This window comes from Variovorax sp. RA8 (assembly GCF_901827175.1).
Classification (GTDB): Bacteria; Pseudomonadota; Gammaproteobacteria; order Burkholderiales; family Burkholderiaceae_C; genus Variovorax.
On record NZ_LR594662.1, the window covers coordinates 2016246 to 2036553 of the forward strand.

The window sequence follows — 20308 nt, forward strand, 5'->3', positions numbered from 1 at the left end:
AACTCAGCGCGTCATGGCACGTTCGAAGCGTGCACCGCGAACGGCTTGAAGGGCAGGGCCAGCTTGCCGGCGTACTCGCCACCGGACGCCATCGTGGGGCACACACCGGGCGCGGAGCAGAAGTTGTTGTCGGGGTAGATCAGGTCGCCGAAGCGGTAGTTGTCGATGCTCTGGCCGCTGTAGTTCGCCACGCTGACGATGTTGCCCCGCGTGGAGTAGTTGTCGGACATCGTCACCATGACCGGGTCGACCCGCGAGTCCTCCATCGTGCGCAGGATGGTGCCGCTGTTGCCGTCGTCGGCGAACTTCACCCAACCCCACTTGCGATTGGCGCGGTCGGTGAAGATCAGCATCGTGTTGAGGGTGTCGGTCTGGCCCGGGTAGTCCTTGGCCGCAGCCAGGTGCGTGATGTTGCTGCCCAGGCCCGTTACGACGCCGACTTCCGCGATCTCTGCGGGCGTGCCGGCAACCGGCTTGGGGCCCTGCACGTACGCGCCCAGCGAGTACATGTGCACCTTGCCGTTCTCGGTGGCAACCCAGGCGCGCGCATGGTGCGGATTCGGCTCCCAGTACATGTCGTTCGGCGGCGCCATGCGGCGGCGGTCGTCCTTGCTCCAGTAGTTGTAGGTCGAGGTCGTCAGGACGCTCGTGGGCTTGTCGGCCAGCGTGATCGTCTTGATGACCGCCGGCGTCGCCTGCGGACGCTCCGCCAGCAGGTAGGGCCACTGGTTGGCGCCGAGCCCGACGTTCTGCGTTTCCAGGTTGGTCTGGGCACTGCCGAGGTACATCTCGTTCGTGTACTTGAACAGAGGCCCGAGATCGAGGAAGGCCACCGTCTTTTCCGACTTGGACGCGACCACTGCGACGCCCCCCTTGGCGTATCTCTCGTAGTACTCGCCGCCCGGCAGCAGCTTCGCCCGGTTGTTGGCCATCGGCGAGGCTTCCTTGGCCATGCCCGACAAACCGCCGTTGCTGGTGTACACGACCGCCGCATAGGGGTGCATGCCGGTCGTCACCTTGATGGACGTCGGGGCCTTCATGCTGGCCGGCAGGTCGACGTAGCCGAGCACCTTCATGAAGATGTAGTTGCCCTGGTTGAAGAAGCCGGGATGCACCATGTCCATCCAGTCGTGCCACCAGTCGTACTTCGGGCCATTGAGCGTGCAGTCCTGGCAGCTGCCGCCGAGCGAGATGACCGCAACCTGGCCCTTGTGGTTGATCGTGTCCCACACCGTGACGAATGCGAACTCGCCGCCGCCGGTGACGGAAATCGCGGTCGGCACCTTGCCGAGGGCCAGCTTGACGCTGGCGCGGTTCTGCGCGGTGTACGTGCCGACGGTGAAGATCGTTGCCGGCTTCGTCGGGCTGCCTTGCGTCGCGATCAGCGACAGCCGCGTCGAGGGGCTGTCCGCCGCGTTCTCGCCGCGGTCTTCGACGATGGGCAGGTCTGCCGGGTCGTTCGGCGACAACACGCCCGAGGCGTAGTAGGTGTCGATCGCGCTGGGCAGCAGGCGCCGGTCTTGCCACAGCATCTGCGGGCGCTGCATGAACGTCACGCGGTCGGTCGCCTGCGACTGGAACCACGCCACCGAGCTCGACAACGAGCTTCCGCTGGCGGGCGTGCCTATCGTTGCGGCATGGATGCTCACATACAAGTTGTACGCGGAGTTGTTTTCGGCACCTAGCTGGTAGTAGAGATCATTGCCCGGGCTGTGCGTGATTGCGCCTACGTCGCCCCGCAGAGGAAGCGTGTTGACGCCGGTCCTGGTCGCCGCTGGCCCGAACCGGTAAGCCACGCCCTCGGCCTGGCCGAACTTGTAGGCGATGTTGGTGTAGGCGCTCGCGACGATAGTGCCGGAAATGTCCACCACGTCGCCGGCGATGGGGGTGGGCGCGGGAGGAGGTGCAGGAGCCGGGGCCGGTGCCGGTGCCGGTGCGGGGGCCGGAGCGGCTCCGGGTGCGGGTGCGGGTGCGGGTTTTGTGGGGAAGTCGAGCTCCGGCGCAGGACCGGCCGATACGCATGACTTCGCTGTCATGAAGGCAGGATCGTCGCCAAAGAAGGTGTTCGTGCACGCTGCCGTCCCGGTGACCGACTTGGTGATCCAGCGCGAGTCGGCACCGTACTTCACCAATGTGGGGGCGGGTACCGTGAATGAGGCACCTTCCTGGGCGAGCAAGGTGCCCGCGGGAGGCGCGGGCTGCACGTAGCACGCCTTGACCACGTATTCCAGCGGGTCGCGCCCGAAGGTGGCGTTGTCGCAGGTCACGGTGCCGGAGAGTTCCTTGCTCGTCCAGCCCGAGTCCGCGCCGTATTGCACGAGCGCCGGTGCGGACAACTGGAAGGTCTGGCCTTCCTCGGCGATCTTGACCCAGCTCGAGCCGAGCTTGCTGAGCGCTGTCTCCTTGCCTGCGGTGGGCGCGGGCGCCGGTGCAGGCGTCGACTCCGTGGTTGATGCGGTGGTCGACGCAACCGGCAACGCCGTCGCCCCATCCGTGCCTTGAGGAAGGGCGAAGCTTCCGCCTGAGCCGCTTCCGCCTCCTCCGCAGCCCGCGAGTGCACCTGCTGCAACAACGAGCGCAAGGGTGCATTTGTCGATCCTTTTCACGCCGAATCTCCTGGTCAATCTGTAAATCGAGAAAAAAGAATTCCATGCGCCTCGAAAAGGGCGCAAAAGAAATTGCCGAATTAATTGCTGGAAGGAGCGGCTAATTGCCGCGTGGGCTGGAGGGATGCGGCACGTCGTCTGTGCTCGACCCTGTGCGGGGTGTGGGCCTGGGGCCGCTGCAACCGACCTGTCGCGTCGGTTTTATTTATTGAATACTTAAGTAAGCTGCATTGACTGCACCTGATCGCCGCGCGTCGCTGCGAGAGAATTCTTCATGGTGTTGCCTTTGGTTGTGTCAATAGTTTTCGGATTGATCTATTGTCAGCCAACCGCTTGCCGTTGTGTAAGACAAATCCCACAAGACAGGCACAACTTCACATCTTTTCCAGCGTCACATCGAAATTTGCCACAATGAAGAAGTTCGGCTTAATAACTATTTTGGGTACGTTCAGGCCGTTTTTTTGCGCCACCTAAATCGCCTCGATTCAAACTAAGTTGAAAGAATTAGAGAGCCCCTAATTTCCAATCAGGCTAATGAATCCACGAGCGAGTTCAGGCGGCGCGACGCCCACTGGCGCACGCAAATAACAGTGATTCTCATTTGTGTGGCTACAATGCGCGCTCCGATGAGCGCTTCCGCCACCACTGCCGCCGCCCCCTCTCGACGCCGTTCCTACTGGCTCAAGACCCTGCACGAATGGCACTGGGTCAGCTCGGCGTTGTGCCTCATCGGCATGCTGCTGTTCAGCATCACCGGCATCACCCTCAACCATGCGTCGCAGATCGAGGCGCGGCCGGCCGTGACGCACCAGGCCGCCACCGTCGACGCCGCGCTGCGCGCGCAGCTGGCCCGCCTGCAGCCGGCCATCGCGAAGACCGCCAAGGGCAAGGCCGAGCTGCCGGCCGAACTGCAACGCTGGGTGAAGGCGCAGTGGGGCGTCGATACCGCCGGCAAGGAAGCGGAGTGGTCGCAGGACGAGATCTATCTCTCGCTGCCGCGCCCGGGCGGCGACGCCTGGCTGCGCGTCGGGCTCCAGGACGGGGAGGCCGAGTACGAGCTGACCGACCGCGGCTGGATCTCCTATCTGAACGACCTGCACAAGGGGCGCAACACCGGTGCCGCCTGGAGCTGGTTCATCGACATCTTCGCGGCGGCGGCGCTGCTGTTCTCCATCACCGGCCTGCTCATCCTCAAGATGCATGCGGGCAACCGGCCGTTCACCTGGCCGATGGTGGCGATGGGGCTGCTGGCGCCTTTCCTCCTCGCGCTCCTCTTTATTCATTGATCGAAACCCGAAGAAGAAAGGTCTTTTCGTGCACATCCGCTATTCACTCGCGCCCGTTGCCGTGTCGGCGTTGTTCGGGGCGCCCGCATTGGCGGCGAGCCTGGCAGTCAACATCGAGGTGCCGCGCCTCAATGCCGCGGAATACCACCGGCCTTACGTGGCGGCGTGGATCGAGCGGCCCGACAACACGCTGGCCACCACGCTGGCGGTCTGGTACGACGTGCGCACCAAGACCAACAACCCCGAGGGCGAGGGCACGAAATGGCTCAAGGACCTGCGCCAGTGGTGGCGGCGCGGCGGCCGCGAGCTGGCGGTGCCGGTCGACGGCGTCACCAGCGCCACCAAGCCGGCGGGCAAGCACCAGCTGAGCTTCGTGGAAGGAACCGGCCCGCTCCCCAAGCTCGCGCCGGGCGCGTACAAGCTGGTCGTCGAGGCGGCGCGCGAGGTCGGTGGCCGCGAAGTGGTGAGCATCCCGTTCCAGTGGCCGCCCGCGAGTGCGGCACAGCCGGTCGCTGCCGGCAAGGAAGAGCTCGGAGAGATCCGGCTCGAGCTCAAGCCGTAGTGGTGGCGGCCCGTGACAGCTCACCAGGCCGTTTTTCTTCAACGAGAGGAGTCTTCATGATCCAGCCCGCCCTGCGCCTCGCCGCCCTCGCTGTCGCACTGTCGTGCGCCGTCCCTGCCGTCCAGGCCCACAACGCCTGGCTGCTGCCATCCACCACCGTGCTGTCGAAGGGCGACACGATCACCGTCGATGCGGCGGTGTCGAACGACCTGTTCGTCGCCAACCACGCGCCGCTGCGGCTGGAGGGCCTGCAGATCGTCGCGCCCGACGGCAACCTGATCAAGCCCGAGAACGAAGCCAGGCTCAAGCACCGCAGCGTGTTCGACGTGCCCGTCGCGCAACCGGGCACCTACCGCATCGCCGTGCTGAACAACGGCGTCTTTGCGAGCTGGAAGGACAAGGCGACCGGCCAGAACAAGCGCGCGCGCGGCACGCCCGAGACGATCGCCAAGGAGATCCCGGCCGATGCGACGGACGTGAACATCACCCAGTCGGCAGGCCGCATCGAAACCTTCGTCACCGTCGGCAAGCCCAGCGCCCTCAAGCCGATCGGCCAGGGCCTGGAACTCGTGAGCACGGGCAGCCCGACCGACCTGGTCAAGGGCGAGAAGTCGACCTTCACGCTGCGCATCGACGGCCAGCCCGCCAAGGACCTCGAAGTGACCGTGACCGCCGGCAACACGCAGTACCGCGACAAGCTGAGCGAAGTCCAGCTCAAGACCGACGACAAGGGACAGTTCAGCGTGACCTGGCCCAGCGCCGGCATGTACTGGCTCGACGCCTCCACGCGCGACAGCAAGACCACCGTGCCCCAGGCCAAGGAGCGCCGGCTGAGCTACGCGGCCACGCTCGAAGTGGCACCTTGAGCGACCCTTGAACGCGACCGCTCCCGCCACCGCGCCCGCACCGGCTCCTTCCTTCGCACGCCGGCTGGCCGATGGCTATGCCGCCGCGGCGCTGCCGCGCCGCGCCGATCCGTCCAGCCTGCAGCGCCTCGAAGGGCACACCATGGGCACCACCTGGTCGCTGCGCTTCGACAACCCGCGCATGCTCGCGCTGGCGCAGGTGCGCGCGGCCGTCGAGGATTCGCTCGGCCGCGTCGTGGCACAGATGAGCCATTGGGAGCCCGACTCGGACATCAGCCGCTTCAACCGTGCACCGGCCGGTTCGCGCCACCGCCCGCCCCCCGAGTTCGCCACCGTGCTGGCCTGTGCGCTCGGCTGGGCACGCGCCAGCGGCGGCGCGCTCGACCCGACCGTCGCGCCGCTCGTGGCCTGCTGGGGCTTCGGCCCGCAGGCCGCCTCTGCCGTGCCCGATGCGCATGCGCTGGCCGATGCCGCCGCGCGCGTGGGTTGGCAGCGCCTGTGCTTCGAACCCGGCGATGCCAGCGTGATGCAGCCGGGCGGCGTGGTGCTCGACCTCTCGGGCATCGCCAAGGGCTTCGCGGTCGACCACGGTGTCGAGGCCTTGCGCGGACTCGGTTTGCAAGACCTGCTGTTCGAGGTCGGCGGCGAACTGCGTGGCGCGGGCCGCCGTCCCGGTGGCCTGCCGTGGCAGGTGCAGGTCGATGCGGGCACCGGCCCGGCGCTGCGCGTGCCGCTGGCCGACATGGCTATCGCGACCTCCGGCGACCGCTGGCACGTGCGCGAGGATGCCGGCCGGCGCTGGTCGCACAGCATCGATCCGCGCAACGGCCGGCCGGTCGGGCCGGCACTGGCCGGCGTCACCGTGCTGCACGCGCAGTGCATGCAGGCCGACGCGCTGGCCACCGTGCTCACGGTGCTCGGGCCGGACGAAGGCCCGCGCTTCGCCGATGACCACGGCATCGCCGCGCTGTTCAGCGTGCGCCGCGCCGAAGGGCTGGAGTGGCGCGCCAGCGCCGCCTGGAAGAAGGCACACCGGGACTGATGGACTGATGGACGACGGTTGGCGTCAGCTCGCGGCGACCGCGTCGGTCCTCGCCTACGGTGCCCTGTGTGCCGCGACCTGGCAGCGCGCGCGCCGGCGCGCGCAGGCGCGGGTGGCCGACGCCGCCTCCCTCGCCGCCGCCGGCGAACCGATGCTGGTGCTGCACGCCACGCAGACGGGCCAGGCCGAGGCCATCGCCTGGCAGACCGCGCGCTGGCTGCACGCCCAAGGCGCCGCAGTGCGCGTGATGTCGCTCAACGAGCTGGACCTCCCCACCCTCCAGGCAGCCCCGCGCGCGCTGTTCGTGGCGAGCACCTACGGCGAGGGCGATGCGCCCGATGGCGCCAGCGCCTTCGTCGAGCGGATCATGGACGCGCGTGCGCAGTTGTCGGGCCTGCGCTATGCGCTGCTCGCGCTGGGCGACCGCCAGTACGCGCATTTCTGCGGCTTCGGGCGCCGCCTCGACGCCTGGCTGCGCGACAGCGGCGCCGTGCCGTCCTTCGAGCGGATCGACGTCGACAACGGCGACGACGCCGCGATGGCGCGCTGGCGCGAACAGTGGCAGGGGGAAGAGGAAGAGAAGGGGGAGGGCGCCTTCACCTCGAGCGAAGCGCTTTCCGACGATGACTTCCGGCCATGGCGGCTGGTGGCACGCAGACAGCTCAATGCGGGCAGCGCCGGCGCGCCGGTCTTCCACCTGGCCCTTGCCCCGTCGAGCGGCGCGTTGCCCCACTGGGCCTCGGGCGACCTGGCGCAGATCCGGCTGGCCTCCGACCCGCAACGCCCGCGCGACTACTCGATTGCCTCGATCCCGGCCGATGGCGAGCTGCAACTGCTGGTTCGCCAGGAGCAGCACCCCGACGGCACGCTCGGCGCCGCGTCCGGCCTGCTCACTGCGGCCCTCGCGCCGGGCGATGCCGTGCCGCTGCGCCTGCGCCCGCACCGCAACTTCCGCCTGAACGGCAACGCCGATCGACCGCTCATCCTGATCGGCAACGGCACCGGCCTGGCAGGCCTGCGCGGCCATCTGCGCGAGCGTATGGCCCGCGGCCTGCACGGCAACTGGCTCGTGTTCGGCGAACGCAGCGCGCGGCACGACTTCCTGTACCGCGACGAGCTCGAAGGCTGGCTGGCCGCCGGAGCGCTCGCCCGCCTGGACATGGTGTTCTCGCGCGACGAGGAGTCGCGCCACGGCGAGCGGCGCTACGTCCAGCACCGCCTGTTCCAGGCCGCCGACGAGGTGCGCGCCTGGGTCGAGCGCGGCGCCGCGCTCTACGTGTGCGGCAGCCTGCAAGGCATGGCCGCTGGCGTGGACACCGCGCTGCGCCAGATCCTCGGCCGCGACCTGCTGCACGAGATCGCCGCGGCCGGGCGCTACCGGCGCGACGTCTACTGAGCCCCTCCGGTGTCCCTCGGCGTTGCGGCGCGCCGACGTCTTGCACATGAAGTCTGTCGGAAATGTGAAGAACAGTGAACTTTGTTATTGATAGTCGTTATCATTTGCATTGAATTCGCGCGGCACATCGCGCGAAGGAACCAGCCAGCCAATCCGCCCGCACCGGCCTGACGTGCGCGGCGCCGGACCCGCCAGTGAAGTTCTCATCAATTTCAATCTGGAGGATCCTTTCATGGCCTATATCAAGAGCCGCAAGCACGCAGTCGCGCGCGGCATTCCCCCCTTCGGCACGGCCGCAGCGGCTGCCACGCTGATGGCATTTGCCTTGCCCGCCTCCGCGCAGACCGCGGGCGGCGCCTCGACTTCCACCCTGCGCGAAGTGCAGGTCGAAGCGACCGCCGACAGCTTCAAGGCCGACCGCGTTTCATCGCCCAAGTTCAGCGAACCCCTGGTCGACACGCCGCAGACCATCACCGTCATCAAGAAGGAAGTGCTGCAGGAGCAGGGCGCCACCACCTTGACGGAGGCGCTGCGCAACACCCCCGGCGTCACCTTCCAGATGGGCGAGAACGGCAACACGAGCACGGGCGACGCCGTCTTCCTGCGCGGCTTCGACACTTCGGGCAGCGTCTTCATCGACGGCGCGCGCGACATCGGCACCGTGACCCGCGACATGTTCAACGTCGAGTCGGTGGAGGTCGTCAAGGGCCCCGCCAGCGCCGATATCGGCCGCACTGCGCCGACGGGCTACATCAACCTCGTCAGCAAGGTGCCGCTGGCGGAGAACTTCTTCGCCGGCAGCGTCGGCATCGGCAGCGGCGACTACAAGCGCGTCACTGGCGACATCAACCGCGTGCTCAACGAGACCGGCTCCATGGCCTTCCGCCTGAACGTGATGAAGCAGGACAGCGGCGTCGTCGGCCGCGACTACGTCGAGAACAAGGGCTGGGGCGTTGCGCCTTCCATCGCCTTCGGCCTGAACACGCCGACCCGCGTGATCCTGCAGTACCAGCACGTGGACCAGAAGAACCGCCCCGACGGCGGCCTGCCGACCGTCGGCCTCGACGGCTTCTATCTCTCGCAGCTCGCAGCGCGCGGCGGCAACGGCCCGCAGGTCGACACCCGCAACTACTACGGCTACCTGTCGGACCACGACAACGTGAAGGCCGACATGTTCACCGCGCGCGTCGATCATGACTTCGGCAACGGCCTCAAGCTGCGCAACCTCACGCGCTGGGGCAAGACCGACCAGGACCTCGTGCTCACCGGTGTCTTCAGCAGCGGCCCGCTCACGCCCAATGTCTTCAACCCGCTGACCTGGTCCACCCGCGTGCTGCCTCAGGGCAAGCTCCAGCGCAACGAAATCCTGACCAACCAGACCAACCTGAGCGCCGAGCTGGCGACGGGGTCCGTGAAGCACACGATCAACGCCGGCATCGAGTTGACGCGCGAAGAGCAGGACAACGGCACGATGGCTGCCCAAATCAATGGGACCAACGGCCAGCTGGTGGGCAGCTCATATCTCGCCTACAACAGCATGTACCTGCCGAACATCTACCGCCCGTTCGTGCCCGTGCTGCCGACCGGCGCATCGGTGGAGGGCAAGACCTCCACCGCCGCGGCCTACGTGTTCGACACCATGAAGTTCAACGAGCAATGGCTGCTCACCGGCGGCCTGCGCTTCGAGCACTACCGCACCAGCTACTTCAGCCTCGGTGCGCCGGCCACCGTGGGCGGTGCGCAGACGGCGATGACGCAGGAAAAATCGGACAACCTCGTCACTGGCAAGATCGGCCTCGTCTACAAGCCTGCGCCCAACGGCAGCATCTATGCCGCCTACGCCACCGGCGCACAGCCGCCCGGCGGCAACTTCGCCTTCCAGACCACGGCCACCACCAACATCAACAACCTGAACCTCGACCCGCAGAAGTCCAAGACCGCGGAGATCGGCACCAAGTGGGATGTCCTGGATGGCCGTCTCGCCCTGGCGGGTGCGCTCTTCCGCACCACCAACGAGAACGAGCAGGTGCAGGTCGACACCTTCGGCAACTTCGAGCAGTACGGCAAGACCCGCGTCCAGGGCGTCGAGCTGAGCGCGGTCGGCCAGATCACGCCGGCCTGGCAATTGATCGCCGGCCTCGCCCATGTCGAGACCGAGATCCTCGAAGGCTCGCGCACCAGCACCACCCAGCAGGGCGCGCAGGTCCGCTACTCGCCCAAGCTCACCGCGACGCTGTGGACCAGCTACAAGTTCCAGAACGGCCTCACCATCGGCGGCGGCGCGCGCTACGTGGCAACGCAACAGCGCTCGACCACCAACGCCGCTGCCACGCCGACCTCGTTCTTCCCCGAGATCCCCAGCTACGCCGTGTTCGACGCCATGATCGGCTACGAGATCAACAAGAACGTCTCGGTGCAGCTCAACCTGTACAACCTGACCGACAAGTTCTACCTGGCGCGCGTCAACAATGCCGGCAACCGCCTGGTGCTGGGCACGCCCCGCTCGGCACTGCTGTCGGCAAACTTCAAGTTCTGATCGCCGCACCACGTCGCACCACACGCGCCTTGCTCGCCACATCGTGGTGCGACACTCCGAGCCCCGGCTGCAAGGCAGGGGTTCCGTCCTTTTTTGGAGGCCCTCCAGATGATGTTGCATGTTCCTGGCGTCCTCACTCCCGAGCAGGTGCGCGAGATGCGCGCCGCGCTGGACGCCGCGGACTGGGTCGACGGCCGGGAGACGGTCGGTCCCCAGGGCGCACGCGTCAAGCAGAACCGCCAGTTGCCGGAGCTCTCGCCCGTCGGCCGCGAACTGGGCCAGGTCATCCTTGCCGCGCTGTCGAGGAACCCGCTCTTCTTCTCGGCCGCCTTGCCCCTGCGCTTCGTGCCGCCGCTCTTCAACCGCTACGAGGGCGGCGAGAACTACGGGCTGCACATCGACGGCTCCGTTCGCTCGGTGCCGGTCAGCAACATCCAGCTGCGCACCGATCTTTCATGCACGCTCTTCCTGTGCGACCCTGAGGCGTACGACGGCGGCGACCTCGAGGTGGTCGACACCTACGGCACGCACGAGGTCAAGCTGCCGGCCGGCGACCTCATCCTCTATCCCTCGAGCAGCCTGCACCGCGTGCACCCGGTGACCCGCGGCGCACGCATCTGTTCGTTCTTCTGGGTGCAGAGCATGGTGCGTGACGACAGGCAGCGGGGCATGCTTTTCGAGCTGGACCAGTCGATCCAGAAGTTGCGCGCGCGGGTGGGAGACTGCGAGGAGACGGTGTCGCTGACGGGGCAGTATCACAACCTGCTGAGGATGTGGGCGGAGGTTTGAGCCCTCCCCAAACCGGGGGATGCCGCTGCGGTGTTACCTCGGCAATGATGAAACGTTGTAAAGCGGCCTGGAACGGCGCATATTGCGGGGCGGCTGCAGACGGCGACCACGCCGCCTGAACCGGGCGAGGTATCGCCCCGGCGCATCTACCGCGTCGGACTGGTCGCATCGGAGGTGACTTCACTTTTTGGATCGGAGGCCGAGAGTGGGATCAGTCGTTCAGAAGGCTCGCGGTCGCTTTGGAAGGGCTCCGTTCCTGGTCCTCCTGGCGGTGGTTTGCGCCGGCACGGCACTCCTGGCCATGTGGCTCTTTCAGGCAGATCGACCGGCCGAGGACGGTGCCGACTTCGCATCGGTGGCGCCGCCGCCCCCTCCACCTCCGGCCACCGTAGCGCCCCAGGCCACCGTGGCGCCGCCGGCCGCCAGCCCATCCCCGGCCACCAACACCCCACCAGCGCCGCCGAGCGCTGTGCTTCCCGCGCCACCGCCCGAGCGGCACACAAGCATGATTCGTGAACGTCAAGCTCGCATCGAAAGCTTGAACGGAGAGCGCTCGGCATCGGCACTAGGGAGCCCAAACAAGGAGCTGTTCGAGTTCTCTCAAAGGTCCAGCCGGGCTCGAATAGCGGAGCCGCCCGCGGTGGCCGCCGCGCCTCCCTCGGTCTCTGCACCGCCCGCCACGCCCGGACTGCCGCCCGCGCTCGCACTGCCGCCTGCGCCTGCCGTCACACCGCCAGGCCCCGTCTCTCGTCCCTTGGCAATCGACCGTCTGGACAATCTTTTTCAGGGCCGCACGCAAGACGCCAGCGAACGGCTTGCTGCCAGCAGCACGAGCGACCCAAGGCCAGGGTACATCTCGAAAGACGGGGTCGCACAGTCGGCGACGTGGAACTACTGGCTGGGGAGGGACAACTCCTCACGCCACCTGCCCAGTATCCAGAGCGGGCCCCTTGCATTGCACGTGCAATCGCATCTGCTCTTTCGGCTCTCGCTGCTGGACCTCTCGACCATTTTTGTGGGCATCGGCGGATTCACCACCGCGGTCGAGCTGACCCAGGCTATTGAATCCAGCCTGAAAGACGAAACCAGGCAGGAGCTGTCGCTCGAAGTGCTGCTCAGCCCGCTGGACAGTTCGCGGCTGGAGCTTTCTGCTTCGCGCATCCCGCTCAAGGTCGATCTCGCCAAGGTGAGGAGCGCCTTGGCAAAGCCGCTGCCCCGTCCCGGAGATGCGCACCTCGAAGAGGTTCTGGCGCGCGCTCTCATCGCGCAGTTCAGTGTCGACTTCAAGCTGAAGTCGCCGGGAGATCATCAGCTTGCCATTGCCATCCTGGACGCAAGTACCGGATTTCCTCTGCAATCCATGCTGGTGGATCTCCGGACCGGATCAACCTGGCCAGACAACCTCAAAGTCCGGGGCAACGGTCAGAGCGTGTTCGCCTCAGCCGGCCACCCCTTCGACATCACCCTGCTGCTCTACGGCCAAGGTGCCGAGAATGCGACAACCCCGAGCAAGGAGATGCACGCATGGCTGGCGTACCGTGACAAGTCGACGGGCAAGTTCGACTTCCTGAATTGGAAGACGGACGCCAGCCTGGTTGGCCTGACCGAGATGGCTGGGTCGTTTGGGAACACCCTCGGCAGCCTGGAGTGGGGCCCCGACCTTCTGAAAGAGGGTTTCAAGCTCGGGCGCGTCATCTTCGACCCGCCGCCGGACCCGAGGGAAGACCTGTCACTTGCAGCCGATGCGAATATCGAGAATGCCGCGTCAGCGCGCGCGCTGCTCGTCGCTGCCAGCCAGTACGGCCCCGGAAGCTCGCCCCCGACCATGTTGGTCGGGCTCATGGGCGGCGCGGATGTCAAGGGCTCATTCGCATCCACTGTGCTGCCCGTTGGCGCGTTGGGCGTGCAATCAGGCGAAACCACTGTCCATCTGGGCGAACGGTTTGCGCTAGCGCTCCTGTTGAACGGGCTGCAGATGAACGGCGATGCACCATGCCCGTCGGATTGGTACCTGGCACTCCCCAAGGACAATGAGCAGAAGAGCGGGCCGCTGTTCGATGCATTGACCGATCTCAGGCCCGCGCTTGGCCGCTGGAATGACAACCAGGTGCGCCGGCAATCCAGCTCTCTCGGGGAACTGAGCGCGTGGATGGACGCGCCCCCGAAGGGCACGAAGGACGGTGCCTTTGTCATGGCATATCTGGGTCACCATTCCGAGAGTCGGTTGTTCATCGAACAAGGTCTTGGCGGTGTGAGCGCAATTGATGTTCGCAGGGCGTTCGTTCCTTCGTCCTTGGCCATCCTCAACGCCTGCAACAGCGCGATGCCCCGGATCAACGATGGCACGCTGGTGGGGCGGCTGGCCAAGCGCAACGTCGCTGCGACCATCGCGACCACATCACCCATCTCCGGGCGTCTGGCCGCGGCGTACATGGATTGCTTGTCTGCCGTGCTGCAGGAGCGCCAGAGCCTTCGAGTTGGCGAAGCGCACACACTCGCCATCCAGTGCCTGTACTCGCCGGAAGGGGGCAGGCCATGGGGAAAGAACTACAACTATTCAGGAGCGGCCTTGAAGTACATCCTGATCGGCAATCCGTTTCAGCGAATCTGCTCGCCCAAGCCAAGGGAACAACCAATGGCAATGCCCGTGCCGGAACAGAAGGCGGAACATTCATGAGAGTGCACCGCATATTGCTCGGATTCTGGGCACTCCTGGCGCTGTGTTCGACCCAGATGGCGTGGGCGGACTCGCAGCGCCACGTCGCGCTGATCAGTGATCTGCATGTCGGTGCCGGCAAGCTTCCCAACGGCGCTGGCTGGAACGCCATCGAAGACTTTCGCTGGCAGCCTGAGTTCAACCTGTTTCTCGACGACATCGCGAAGCGCGCAAAAGACAGTGTCGATCTCGTGCTGGTCGGTGATGTGTTCGAACTGTGGCAATCACCCACCATGACTTGCTCGACCGACATCAGCGCCCCCGGCTGCGTGGTCACCGACTGCCAGGAGTCGGACACCGAGCTCGGATGCAACGAGAGTGAGGCACTTGCGCGCCTGGGCCACATCGTTGCGCAGCACCCGGAGTTCATCGATGCTCTTCGGAAGTTCGCCGTGCGCGGAACAAACCGCGTGTACATCGTGCCTGGCAACCACGACGCTGCCTTGCTTTTCCCCACGGTGCGCGCCTATCTTCAGGAGAAATTTTCCGGTGCGCGTGTCCAGGTCATCGAGCGTGGCTATTGGCTCTCGGAAGACGGGACGATCTATGCCGACCACGGTCACCAGTTCGACGAGGTCAATGAATTCGCCGACTGGCCGAATCCGTTCGTTCAGAAAAACGGCGTGGCCTACCTTCGCAAGCCCTGGGGCGAGAACATGGTTCAGCAGTTCTACAACCAGTACGAGGGCATTTTCCCCATCGTCGACAACCTGAGCCGCGAGTGGGATGGCGTGGACTTTGCAATCGACGAAGCCGGACTTGGCAACACGACAGCCGCTGTCGGGCGGTTTGCCCGATTCTTCATCTTTCGGCAGTCGCTTCGACAGGCGGGCACCGCGCTCGGAGAGAAAAAGGATGCCAAATGGGACTACGACAACGCTCGCAAGCAACCCCCCGACTTCTTCCTGGAAGTGTTCAAGAACAACGCGGGCTTGATGGCCAGGGCATCGGAGGCCCAGCGCACCGGCGCGCTGCAACTCGATCCAATGAAGTTCAGCAACGAAGAGCTCGATGCCATTTGCGCTGCAAAGGAGAGCGTGGCGGGCGCTACGCGTTGTCTGCTGCCAGGCTCCCAGAACCTTTCAGCGGCCGCGAGAGGCGCGTTGCTCAGCGATACGCAGCGCACGGCGGCGTACCTGAAGCGGATCTTTCAGAAGTTGGCGGCGGACAAGCAACCCGTTCCCCAGGCGTACGTGTATGCGCATACACACAGCCCAATGCCCCCCAAGGACCTGACGATCACCGACATGCCTTCGGGGTCTGTTCGCATCAAGTATGCAAACACCGGTGCATTTCAGCGCGTGGCGTCCAAGGCGCAGATCCAAAAGATCATCGATGCCAAGCTCGCGCCTTCCGTGATGCAGATCCAGCCCGAACAGCTGCCGCCTTGCTACAGCTTCATCTGGATCAAGCCCTACAGCGGGCCACCAGGACTGCAACTGCAGAGTTGGAAGCTGGAGACCAATGGCCAATGGTCTCCGTCCGAGCGGACGTGCTCGGCTGGCCCGGACTGATCGGGTCAGGGTGCTTGGCTACACCAACGCCTGCGGCCCGCGTATCAACCCGCCCGGCAGCGCACCCGTAGCCTGGCCGTTCTCCATGATGGTCTCGCCGCGCTTCAGCGTGGCGCGATAGCCCTCGGCGGTCTGCACGAGGCGCCGCCCGCCTGCCGGCAGGTCGAAGGCCACGTAGGGCGGCGGCAGGCGCAGGCGGTCGAAGTCGATGATGTTGATGTCCGCCAGGTACCCCGGGGCGAGCAGGCCGCGGTCTCGCAGCCCGTAGATCGCCGCCGTGTCGCGCGTCTGGCGCTGCACCATCAGCTCGAGCGGAAGCGTCGGGCCGCGGCGACGGTCGCGCGCCCAGTGCGTGAGCATGTAGGTGGGCATGCTCACGTCGCAGATGTAGCCGCAGTGCGCACCGCCATCGGCCAGGCTCATCATCGTGCGCGGATGCTGCAGCTGGGTGTGCAGCTGGCTCAGGTCGTTGTAGGCGTAGTTGAAGCTGGGGAAGTAGATGATGCCGCGGCCCTCGTCGGCCATGAGCATGTCGTACGCCACCTCGAGCGGCACGCGGCCCTCGCGTTCGGCAATGGCGGCGATGCTGCACTCCGGCGGCGGCTCGTAGTCGGGCTCGCTGCCGAGCGCGTACATCTTCTGGAAGCTCTGCGTCAGGTAGGCGAGGCGGGTGTCGTACTTCGCCGCACCCATCAGCGTCTCCATGTCGGTGAGCTGTGCGCGCACCTGCGGCTCGCGCAGGCGGGCCAGCTTCTCGGGCCAGGGCAACGGCGCGATCTGCTGCCACAGCGGATGCGACATGAAGGGATGGGTGGACCCCAGCCACGCCATCAGGATGCCGGCCGGCCGCCCGGCCACCGCGCCATAGAGCGGAATGCCGGCCTTGTGCGTCTCGTCGAGCGTCGCCAGCAGCCGGGCCCAGGTGTCGGGCGTCTGGTCGGTCTGCACCAGGGCGAAGGCCACGGGCAGCCGGTTTTCGCGCGCCACTTCGGTGAGCCAGGGCACCTCCGTCTCCATCTGGTAATGGTTGGAGGTCATCTGGAACACGCCGTGCCCGACTTCGCCCAGCGTGCGCGCCAGGCCCAGGATCTCGTCGGGCGATGCGAAGGTGCCCGGCGGGTACTTGCGGCCGTCGTACTTGTGGATGATGGTGCGGCTGGTCGACAGGCCCAGCGCACCGGCGCGCAGCCCTTCGCGCGCAAGCTCCACCATCGCGCGGATGTCGTCCTGCGTCGCCTCGTCGTGCGTCACGCCGCGCTCGCCCATGACGTACGCGCGCAGTGCCGAATGCGGGATCTGCGCGCCAACGTCGAGCGCGCGCGGCATGCGCTCCAGCGCGTCGAGGTACTCGGGGAAGCTCTCCCAGTCCCAGCGGATGCCCTCGGCCAGCACGGTGCCGGGGATGTCCTCCACGCCTTCCATGACGCTGATCAGCCACTCGCGCCGATCGGGCTTCACCGGCGCGAAGCCGACGCCGCAGTTGCCCATCACCACGCTGGTCACGCCGTGGTCGGTCGAGGGGCTGAGGTAAGGGTCCCAGGTGGCCTGGCCGTCGTAGTGCGTGTGCACGTCGACCCAGCCGGGCGTCACGATGGCGCCGTCCGCATCGATGGTGCGCCGGGCCGGGCCCAGCTTGTCGCCGATCTCGGCAATGCGGCCGCCGGTGATGCCGACGTCGGCCCGCCGTTGCGGCGCGCCGCTGCCGTCGACCAGCGTGCCGCCGCGAATGAGGGTATCGAACATGGGTGTCGGTCTCTTTCTGTCAGTCGAGCTTGATGTTGGCGCTTCGGATGACCTCGCCCCAGCGCTCGCTGTCGCCCTTCACGATGGCCGCGAACTCGGGGCCGCTGACGCCCGAAGGCTCGTTGCCCTGGGCCTCGATGAGCTTGAGCATCTCGGGCATGCGCGCCACCTTGGCAAGCAGGGAAGCCACCTTGTTCGCGAGCGCCGGGTCCATCTGGCCCGGGCCGAAGATCGCTTGCCAGCCGACGATGTCGAGGCCCTTCACGCCCTGCTCGGCGATGGTGGGCAGGTCGGGCAAGACCGGCACGCGCGCCGGCGTGGCAGCGCCGATGCCCTTGGCCTTGCCGGCCTTGATCAGTGCAACGGCGCTCGCGGTGCCGTCGAAGTACAGGTGTACATCCCCCGCGACCAGGGCACGCGAGGCATCGGCCGTTCCCTTGTAGGGCACGTGGACCATCCGGGTACCGGTACGCATCTGCAGCAGTTCGCCGTTGAGGTGCGACGTGGAGCCCGCGGAGTACGAGGCGTAGTTCAGCTTGCCCGGGTTGGCGCGCGCATAGGCCACCAGTTCCTGCACGTTGTTGACTGGCGCGGCCGGGTTCGCGATCAGCACCGTCGCCGACTTCACCATCTGCGCCAGCGGCGTGAAGTCGCGCACCGGGTCGTAGGGCAGCTTCGCGTACAGGTGCGGGTTCTGCGTGTGGGTGATGACGATCGTGTAGAGCAGCGTGTGGCCGTCGGCCGGCGCGCGTGCCACTTCCTGCGCGCCGATGAAGGTGCCGGCGCCTGGCTTGTTGTCCACGATCACCGGATGCCCGCCGAGCTCGTCCCCCATCAGCTTGGCGATCACCCGCGCGGTCGTGTCCGAGCCGGAGCCGGCCGGGAAGGGAACGATGATGCGGATCGGCTTGCCGGCGATCGGCCAGGCAGGCTGGGCGACGGCCGGCAACGCGAGCGCGGCACCGGCGGCGAGCGCGCCTTGGAGCAGCAGGCGGCGCGAGGAAGAGGAAGTGGTTTTCATGGGGTGTCTCCGGAGTGGGGCCTCAAAAAGCAGAGGCCCGACGCGCTATGCAAGCGCTTGCATTGAGCTTACGATAGCAAGACTTGGAGTGTCTACTAGGGGATTTCCCTCGCCAGCAGCAGCAACTTGCGGCGAGCCGCATCCCGGTATCTGCAAACGCTTGCAAATTCGTATGATCGCCATGTCCCCGCACGCCATGCCGAACTCGCCCCGCCCATCGCCCCGCACCTTCGGATCGAGCGCCCGCTCGGCCTCGCTGGCCGACGTGGCGGCGCTCGCGGGCGTGTCCACGGGCACCGTCTCCCGCGCGCTGTCGAAGCCCGAGATGATCAGCGAGGCCACCCGTGCCCGCGTGATGGCGGCGGCCGACCGGCTCGGCTACGTGGTGAATGGCGCGGCGCGCGCCCTTGCGATGCGGCGTACGAAGACGATCGGAGCGGTCGTGCCGCGCTTCGGCAGTTCTTCTTTCCCGGCCATGATCCAGGCGCTGCAGGCCACGCTGGCAGAACAGGGCTACACGCTGCTGCTGTCCGCACCGGAGGGCCGCGGCGAGCAGGAGCTGGGCATCCTTCGGGCGATGCTGGAGCGCGGCGTCGATGCGGTGGCGCTGCTGGGCACGGACCAGCCGCCGGCCATCCTGTCGATGCTGGCCGCCAATCGCACGCCCTTCGTGCAGATGTGGGCGCCGCCCGGCTCGGGCAGCGATGCCGTGGGCTTCGACGAGCATGCGGCCGGTGCGCAGGTCGTGGCCCACCTGGCCGCGCTCGGGCACAAGCGCATCGGCTTCGTCGGCGGCCACAGCCGCGACAGCGAGCGTGCCCGGCACCGCTTCGAGGGCGTGGCGCTGGCATTGGCGCGGCACGACATGGCGCTCGACGAGCGCGCCATCATCGAGACGGAGTACGGCTTTGCGGAAGGCTTCGCCGCCATGCGCGAGATCCTCGCGCGGCGCACGCCGGTCACGGCGATGGTCTTTGGCACCGACTACCTGGCGGCCGGCGCGCTGGCTGCGCTCGACCAGGGCGGCATCGCGGTGCCGCAAGCGCTTTCAGTCGCCAGCTTCAACGACAACGACTTCGCGGCCTACCTGCATCCGCCGCTGACCACCGTGCGCCTGCCCATCCGCGAGATCGGCGAGGCGGCGGGGCGGCTGCTGCTGGCGCGACTCGCCGGCGAGCACTTCGAGCCGCCGGCATTGCAGGTCGAGTTGATCGTGCGGGCGAGTACGGGGCCGGCCTGATCGCAGGGTGAGCCGATTTGTCCGGTGCCGACGCAAGCCTGCTCGTGCGACTTCCTCCAGCCAACCGACTTTCAGCGGGCGAGCGGAGCGCTGGCCATGACACTCTCTTCCTGCTGCGTCAACTCAGGCCCATCGAGTGTCACGCGCGAATGGTCGTGGCGGAACTTGTCGATGATCGGACGCAGTTCCTCCTTCACATGCTTGTCGCTGTAGCCGTTGAAGAGGTGGCCGAGCAAGCCGCGCCGCAGATCAGTAGTTCCCAGGAACCAGTCCGCAATCGGAAAGGTGAGGTTCATGTTGAACTTCATCATGACCCCCATGTTGTGGTGAGCCGCGTGGTGGCGGCGGATCGTATTGACGAAGGGCATGTTGCGCACGAACCAGTTGTCGTGAAGGTGGCAGCAGCAATGGAAGGTTTCGTACACGAGGTACTGGGCCACCATGGTCAGCAACACGATGTAGCCCGCATTGGCGTTCAGTACCAGGGACGTGAGCCAGCCCAGCAGCGTTCCGGCCACCCCTAAGGTCGCCAGCACGCGCCACGGAAAGAACACGATGCGGAATTCACGCGTCGTATCGATTGTTGGCTCGAGGTCGGTGAAATACTGGTGGTGCTGGCGCGTGTGCCGCTCGTAGATCGCGCGCAGCGCGAAGACGTCGATGCGGCGGTGCATCACGTACCGGTGAATGAACCACTCGGCGAAGTTGCCCGCGACAAAGACCGGCACAGCGAGGAGCCACTCCCAGCTCGCGGCTTGCATGTGCGTGAGGCAATACCAGATCGCGGCAATTCCGACCCCGTAGAGCACCGCGATGTGCAACAGACCGTTGTAGAGCGGGCTGACCTGGGAAATGTATTGCTCGCGGAACTGGCGCTGGCGTTCGGTCATCATGGTCCTGGATCCTTTCACGAGCCCAAGCGTATCGAGCCTCGAAGTCAGGCATCAGAAGCGTCGCACAGCTTTCGTCGAAGTTCGCGGATTAGTACTGA

14 protein-coding genes are annotated in these 20308 nt (G+C 66.4%); 10 read left to right on the forward strand and 4 right to left on the reverse strand.

All coding sequences use genetic code 11. The annotated features are described in order from the left end of the window. Nucleotides 1-11: 11 nt before the first annotated feature. Nucleotides 12-2477, reverse strand: coding sequence for a hypothetical protein (locus tag E5P3_RS09630; protein WP_162584100.1), 2466 nt, complete (start codon nucleotides 2475-2477; stop codon nucleotides 12-14). 755 nt (nucleotides 2478-3232) lie between these two features. Here E5P3_RS09630 and E5P3_RS09635 point away from each other — a divergent pair. The 9 genes from E5P3_RS09635 to E5P3_RS09675 all read left to right on the forward strand — a co-directional run bounded on the left by E5P3_RS09635 (nucleotide 3233) and on the right by E5P3_RS09675 (nucleotide 15313). Continuing rightward, complete coding sequence (locus tag E5P3_RS09635; protein ID WP_162585763.1) at nucleotides 3233-3892, forward strand: PepSY-associated TM helix domain-containing protein; 660 nt, start codon at nucleotides 3233-3235, stop codon at nucleotides 3890-3892. Between the two features lie 34 nt (nucleotides 3893-3926). Further along, nucleotides 3927-4454 (forward strand): DUF2271 domain-containing protein, encoded by a 528-nt coding sequence (locus E5P3_RS09640; protein WP_443083282.1) that lies wholly within the window; start codon nucleotides 3927-3929, stop codon nucleotides 4452-4454. Between the two features lie 56 nt (nucleotides 4455-4510). Beyond that, nucleotides 4511-5320, forward strand: a complete 810-nt coding sequence (locus E5P3_RS09645; protein ID WP_162585765.1) for a DUF4198 domain-containing protein — start codon at nucleotides 4511-4513, stop codon at nucleotides 5318-5320. Nucleotides 5321-5327: 7 nt separating this feature from the next. Then, nucleotides 5328-6362 (forward strand): FAD:protein FMN transferase, encoded by a 1035-nt coding sequence (locus E5P3_RS09650; protein WP_174263055.1) that lies wholly within the window; start codon nucleotides 5328-5330, stop codon nucleotides 6360-6362. 7 nt (nucleotides 6363-6369) lie between these two features. Beyond that, nucleotides 6370-7758 (forward strand): sulfite reductase subunit alpha, encoded by a 1389-nt coding sequence (locus E5P3_RS09655; protein ID WP_162585766.1) that lies wholly within the window; start codon nucleotides 6370-6372, stop codon nucleotides 7756-7758. A gap of 232 nt (nucleotides 7759-7990) precedes the next feature. Further along, the gene (locus E5P3_RS09660) at nucleotides 7991-10294 is read left to right on the forward strand and encodes a catecholate siderophore receptor Fiu (RefSeq protein WP_162585767.1); all 2304 of its coding nucleotides are present in this window, start codon (nucleotides 7991-7993) and stop codon (nucleotides 10292-10294) included. A gap of 108 nt (nucleotides 10295-10402) precedes the next feature. Beyond that, nucleotides 10403-11083, forward strand: a complete 681-nt coding sequence (locus E5P3_RS09665; RefSeq protein ID WP_162585768.1) for a Fe2+-dependent dioxygenase — start codon at nucleotides 10403-10405, stop codon at nucleotides 11081-11083. A gap of 754 nt (nucleotides 11084-11837) precedes the next feature. Then, nucleotides 11838-13760, forward strand: a complete 1923-nt coding sequence (locus E5P3_RS09670) for a hypothetical protein (RefSeq protein ID WP_162585769.1) — start codon at nucleotides 11838-11840, stop codon at nucleotides 13758-13760. Next, nucleotides 13757-15313 (forward strand): metallophosphoesterase, encoded by a 1557-nt coding sequence (locus E5P3_RS09675; RefSeq protein ID WP_162585770.1) that lies wholly within the window; start codon nucleotides 13757-13759, stop codon nucleotides 15311-15313. Before E5P3_RS09670 ends, E5P3_RS09675 begins: the two co-directional genes overlap by 4 nt. 18 nt (nucleotides 15314-15331) lie before the next feature. On the opposite strand, the gene E5P3_RS09680 is transcribed toward E5P3_RS09675, so the two are convergent. After that, nucleotides 15332-17056: an N-acyl-D-amino-acid deacylase family protein gene (locus tag E5P3_RS09680; protein ID WP_162585771.1), complete on the reverse strand. Its 1725-nt coding sequence runs from the start codon at nucleotides 17054-17056 to the stop codon at nucleotides 15332-15334. 19 nt (nucleotides 17057-17075) lie between these two features. Beyond that, nucleotides 17076-18077: a Bug family tripartite tricarboxylate transporter substrate binding protein gene (locus tag E5P3_RS09685; protein ID WP_162585772.1), complete on the reverse strand. Its 1002-nt coding sequence runs from the start codon at nucleotides 18075-18077 to the stop codon at nucleotides 17076-17078. 172 nt (nucleotides 18078-18249) lie between these two features. Here E5P3_RS09685 and E5P3_RS09690 point away from each other — a divergent pair, with 172 nt between their 5' ends. After that, nucleotides 18250-19317 carry a LacI family DNA-binding transcriptional regulator gene (locus E5P3_RS09690; protein WP_162585773.1) on the forward strand — a complete coding sequence of 356 codons (1068 nt, stop codon included), beginning with the start codon at nucleotides 18250-18252 and terminating at the stop codon, nucleotides 19315-19317. A 71-nt stretch (nucleotides 19318-19388) separates the two neighbouring features. Here E5P3_RS09690 and E5P3_RS09695 read toward each other — a convergent pair whose 3' ends face one another. Beyond that, nucleotides 19389-20210: a sterol desaturase family protein gene (locus E5P3_RS09695; protein ID WP_162585774.1), complete on the reverse strand. Its 822-nt coding sequence runs from the start codon at nucleotides 20208-20210 to the stop codon at nucleotides 19389-19391. Nucleotides 20211-20308 lie beyond the last annotated feature (98 nt).

Excerpts from the sequence above, each read along its gene's own strand:
- E5P3_RS09660 (WP_162585767.1), top strand. The coding sequence starts at position 7,991 with ATGGCCTATATCAAGAGCCGCAAGCACGCAGTCGCGCGCGGCATTCCC.
- E5P3_RS09680 (WP_162585771.1), bottom strand. The coding sequence starts at position 17,056 with ATGTTCGATACCCTCATTCGCGGCGGCACGCTGGTCGACGGCAGCGGC.
- E5P3_RS09665 (WP_162585768.1), top strand. The coding sequence starts at position 10,403 with ATGATGTTGCATGTTCCTGGCGTCCTCACTCCCGAGCAGGTGCGCGAG.
- E5P3_RS09690 (WP_162585773.1), top strand. The coding sequence starts at position 18,250 with ATGATCGCCATGTCCCCGCACGCCATGCCGAACTCGCCCCGCCCATCG.
- E5P3_RS09655 (WP_162585766.1), top strand. The coding sequence starts at position 6,370 with ATGGACGACGGTTGGCGTCAGCTCGCGGCGACCGCGTCGGTCCTCGCC.
- E5P3_RS09695 (WP_162585774.1), bottom strand. The coding sequence starts at position 20,210 with ATGATGACCGAACGCCAGCGCCAGTTCCGCGAGCAATACATTTCCCAG.
- E5P3_RS09675 (WP_162585770.1), top strand. The coding sequence starts at position 13,757 with ATGAGAGTGCACCGCATATTGCTCGGATTCTGGGCACTCCTGGCGCTG.
- E5P3_RS09635 (WP_162585763.1), top strand. The coding sequence starts at position 3,233 with ATGAGCGCTTCCGCCACCACTGCCGCCGCCCCCTCTCGACGCCGTTCC.
- E5P3_RS09685 (WP_162585772.1), bottom strand. The coding sequence starts at position 18,077 with ATGAAAACCACTTCCTCTTCCTCGCGCCGCCTGCTGCTCCAAGGCGCG.
- E5P3_RS09645 (WP_162585765.1), top strand. The coding sequence starts at position 4,511 with ATGATCCAGCCCGCCCTGCGCCTCGCCGCCCTCGCTGTCGCACTGTCG.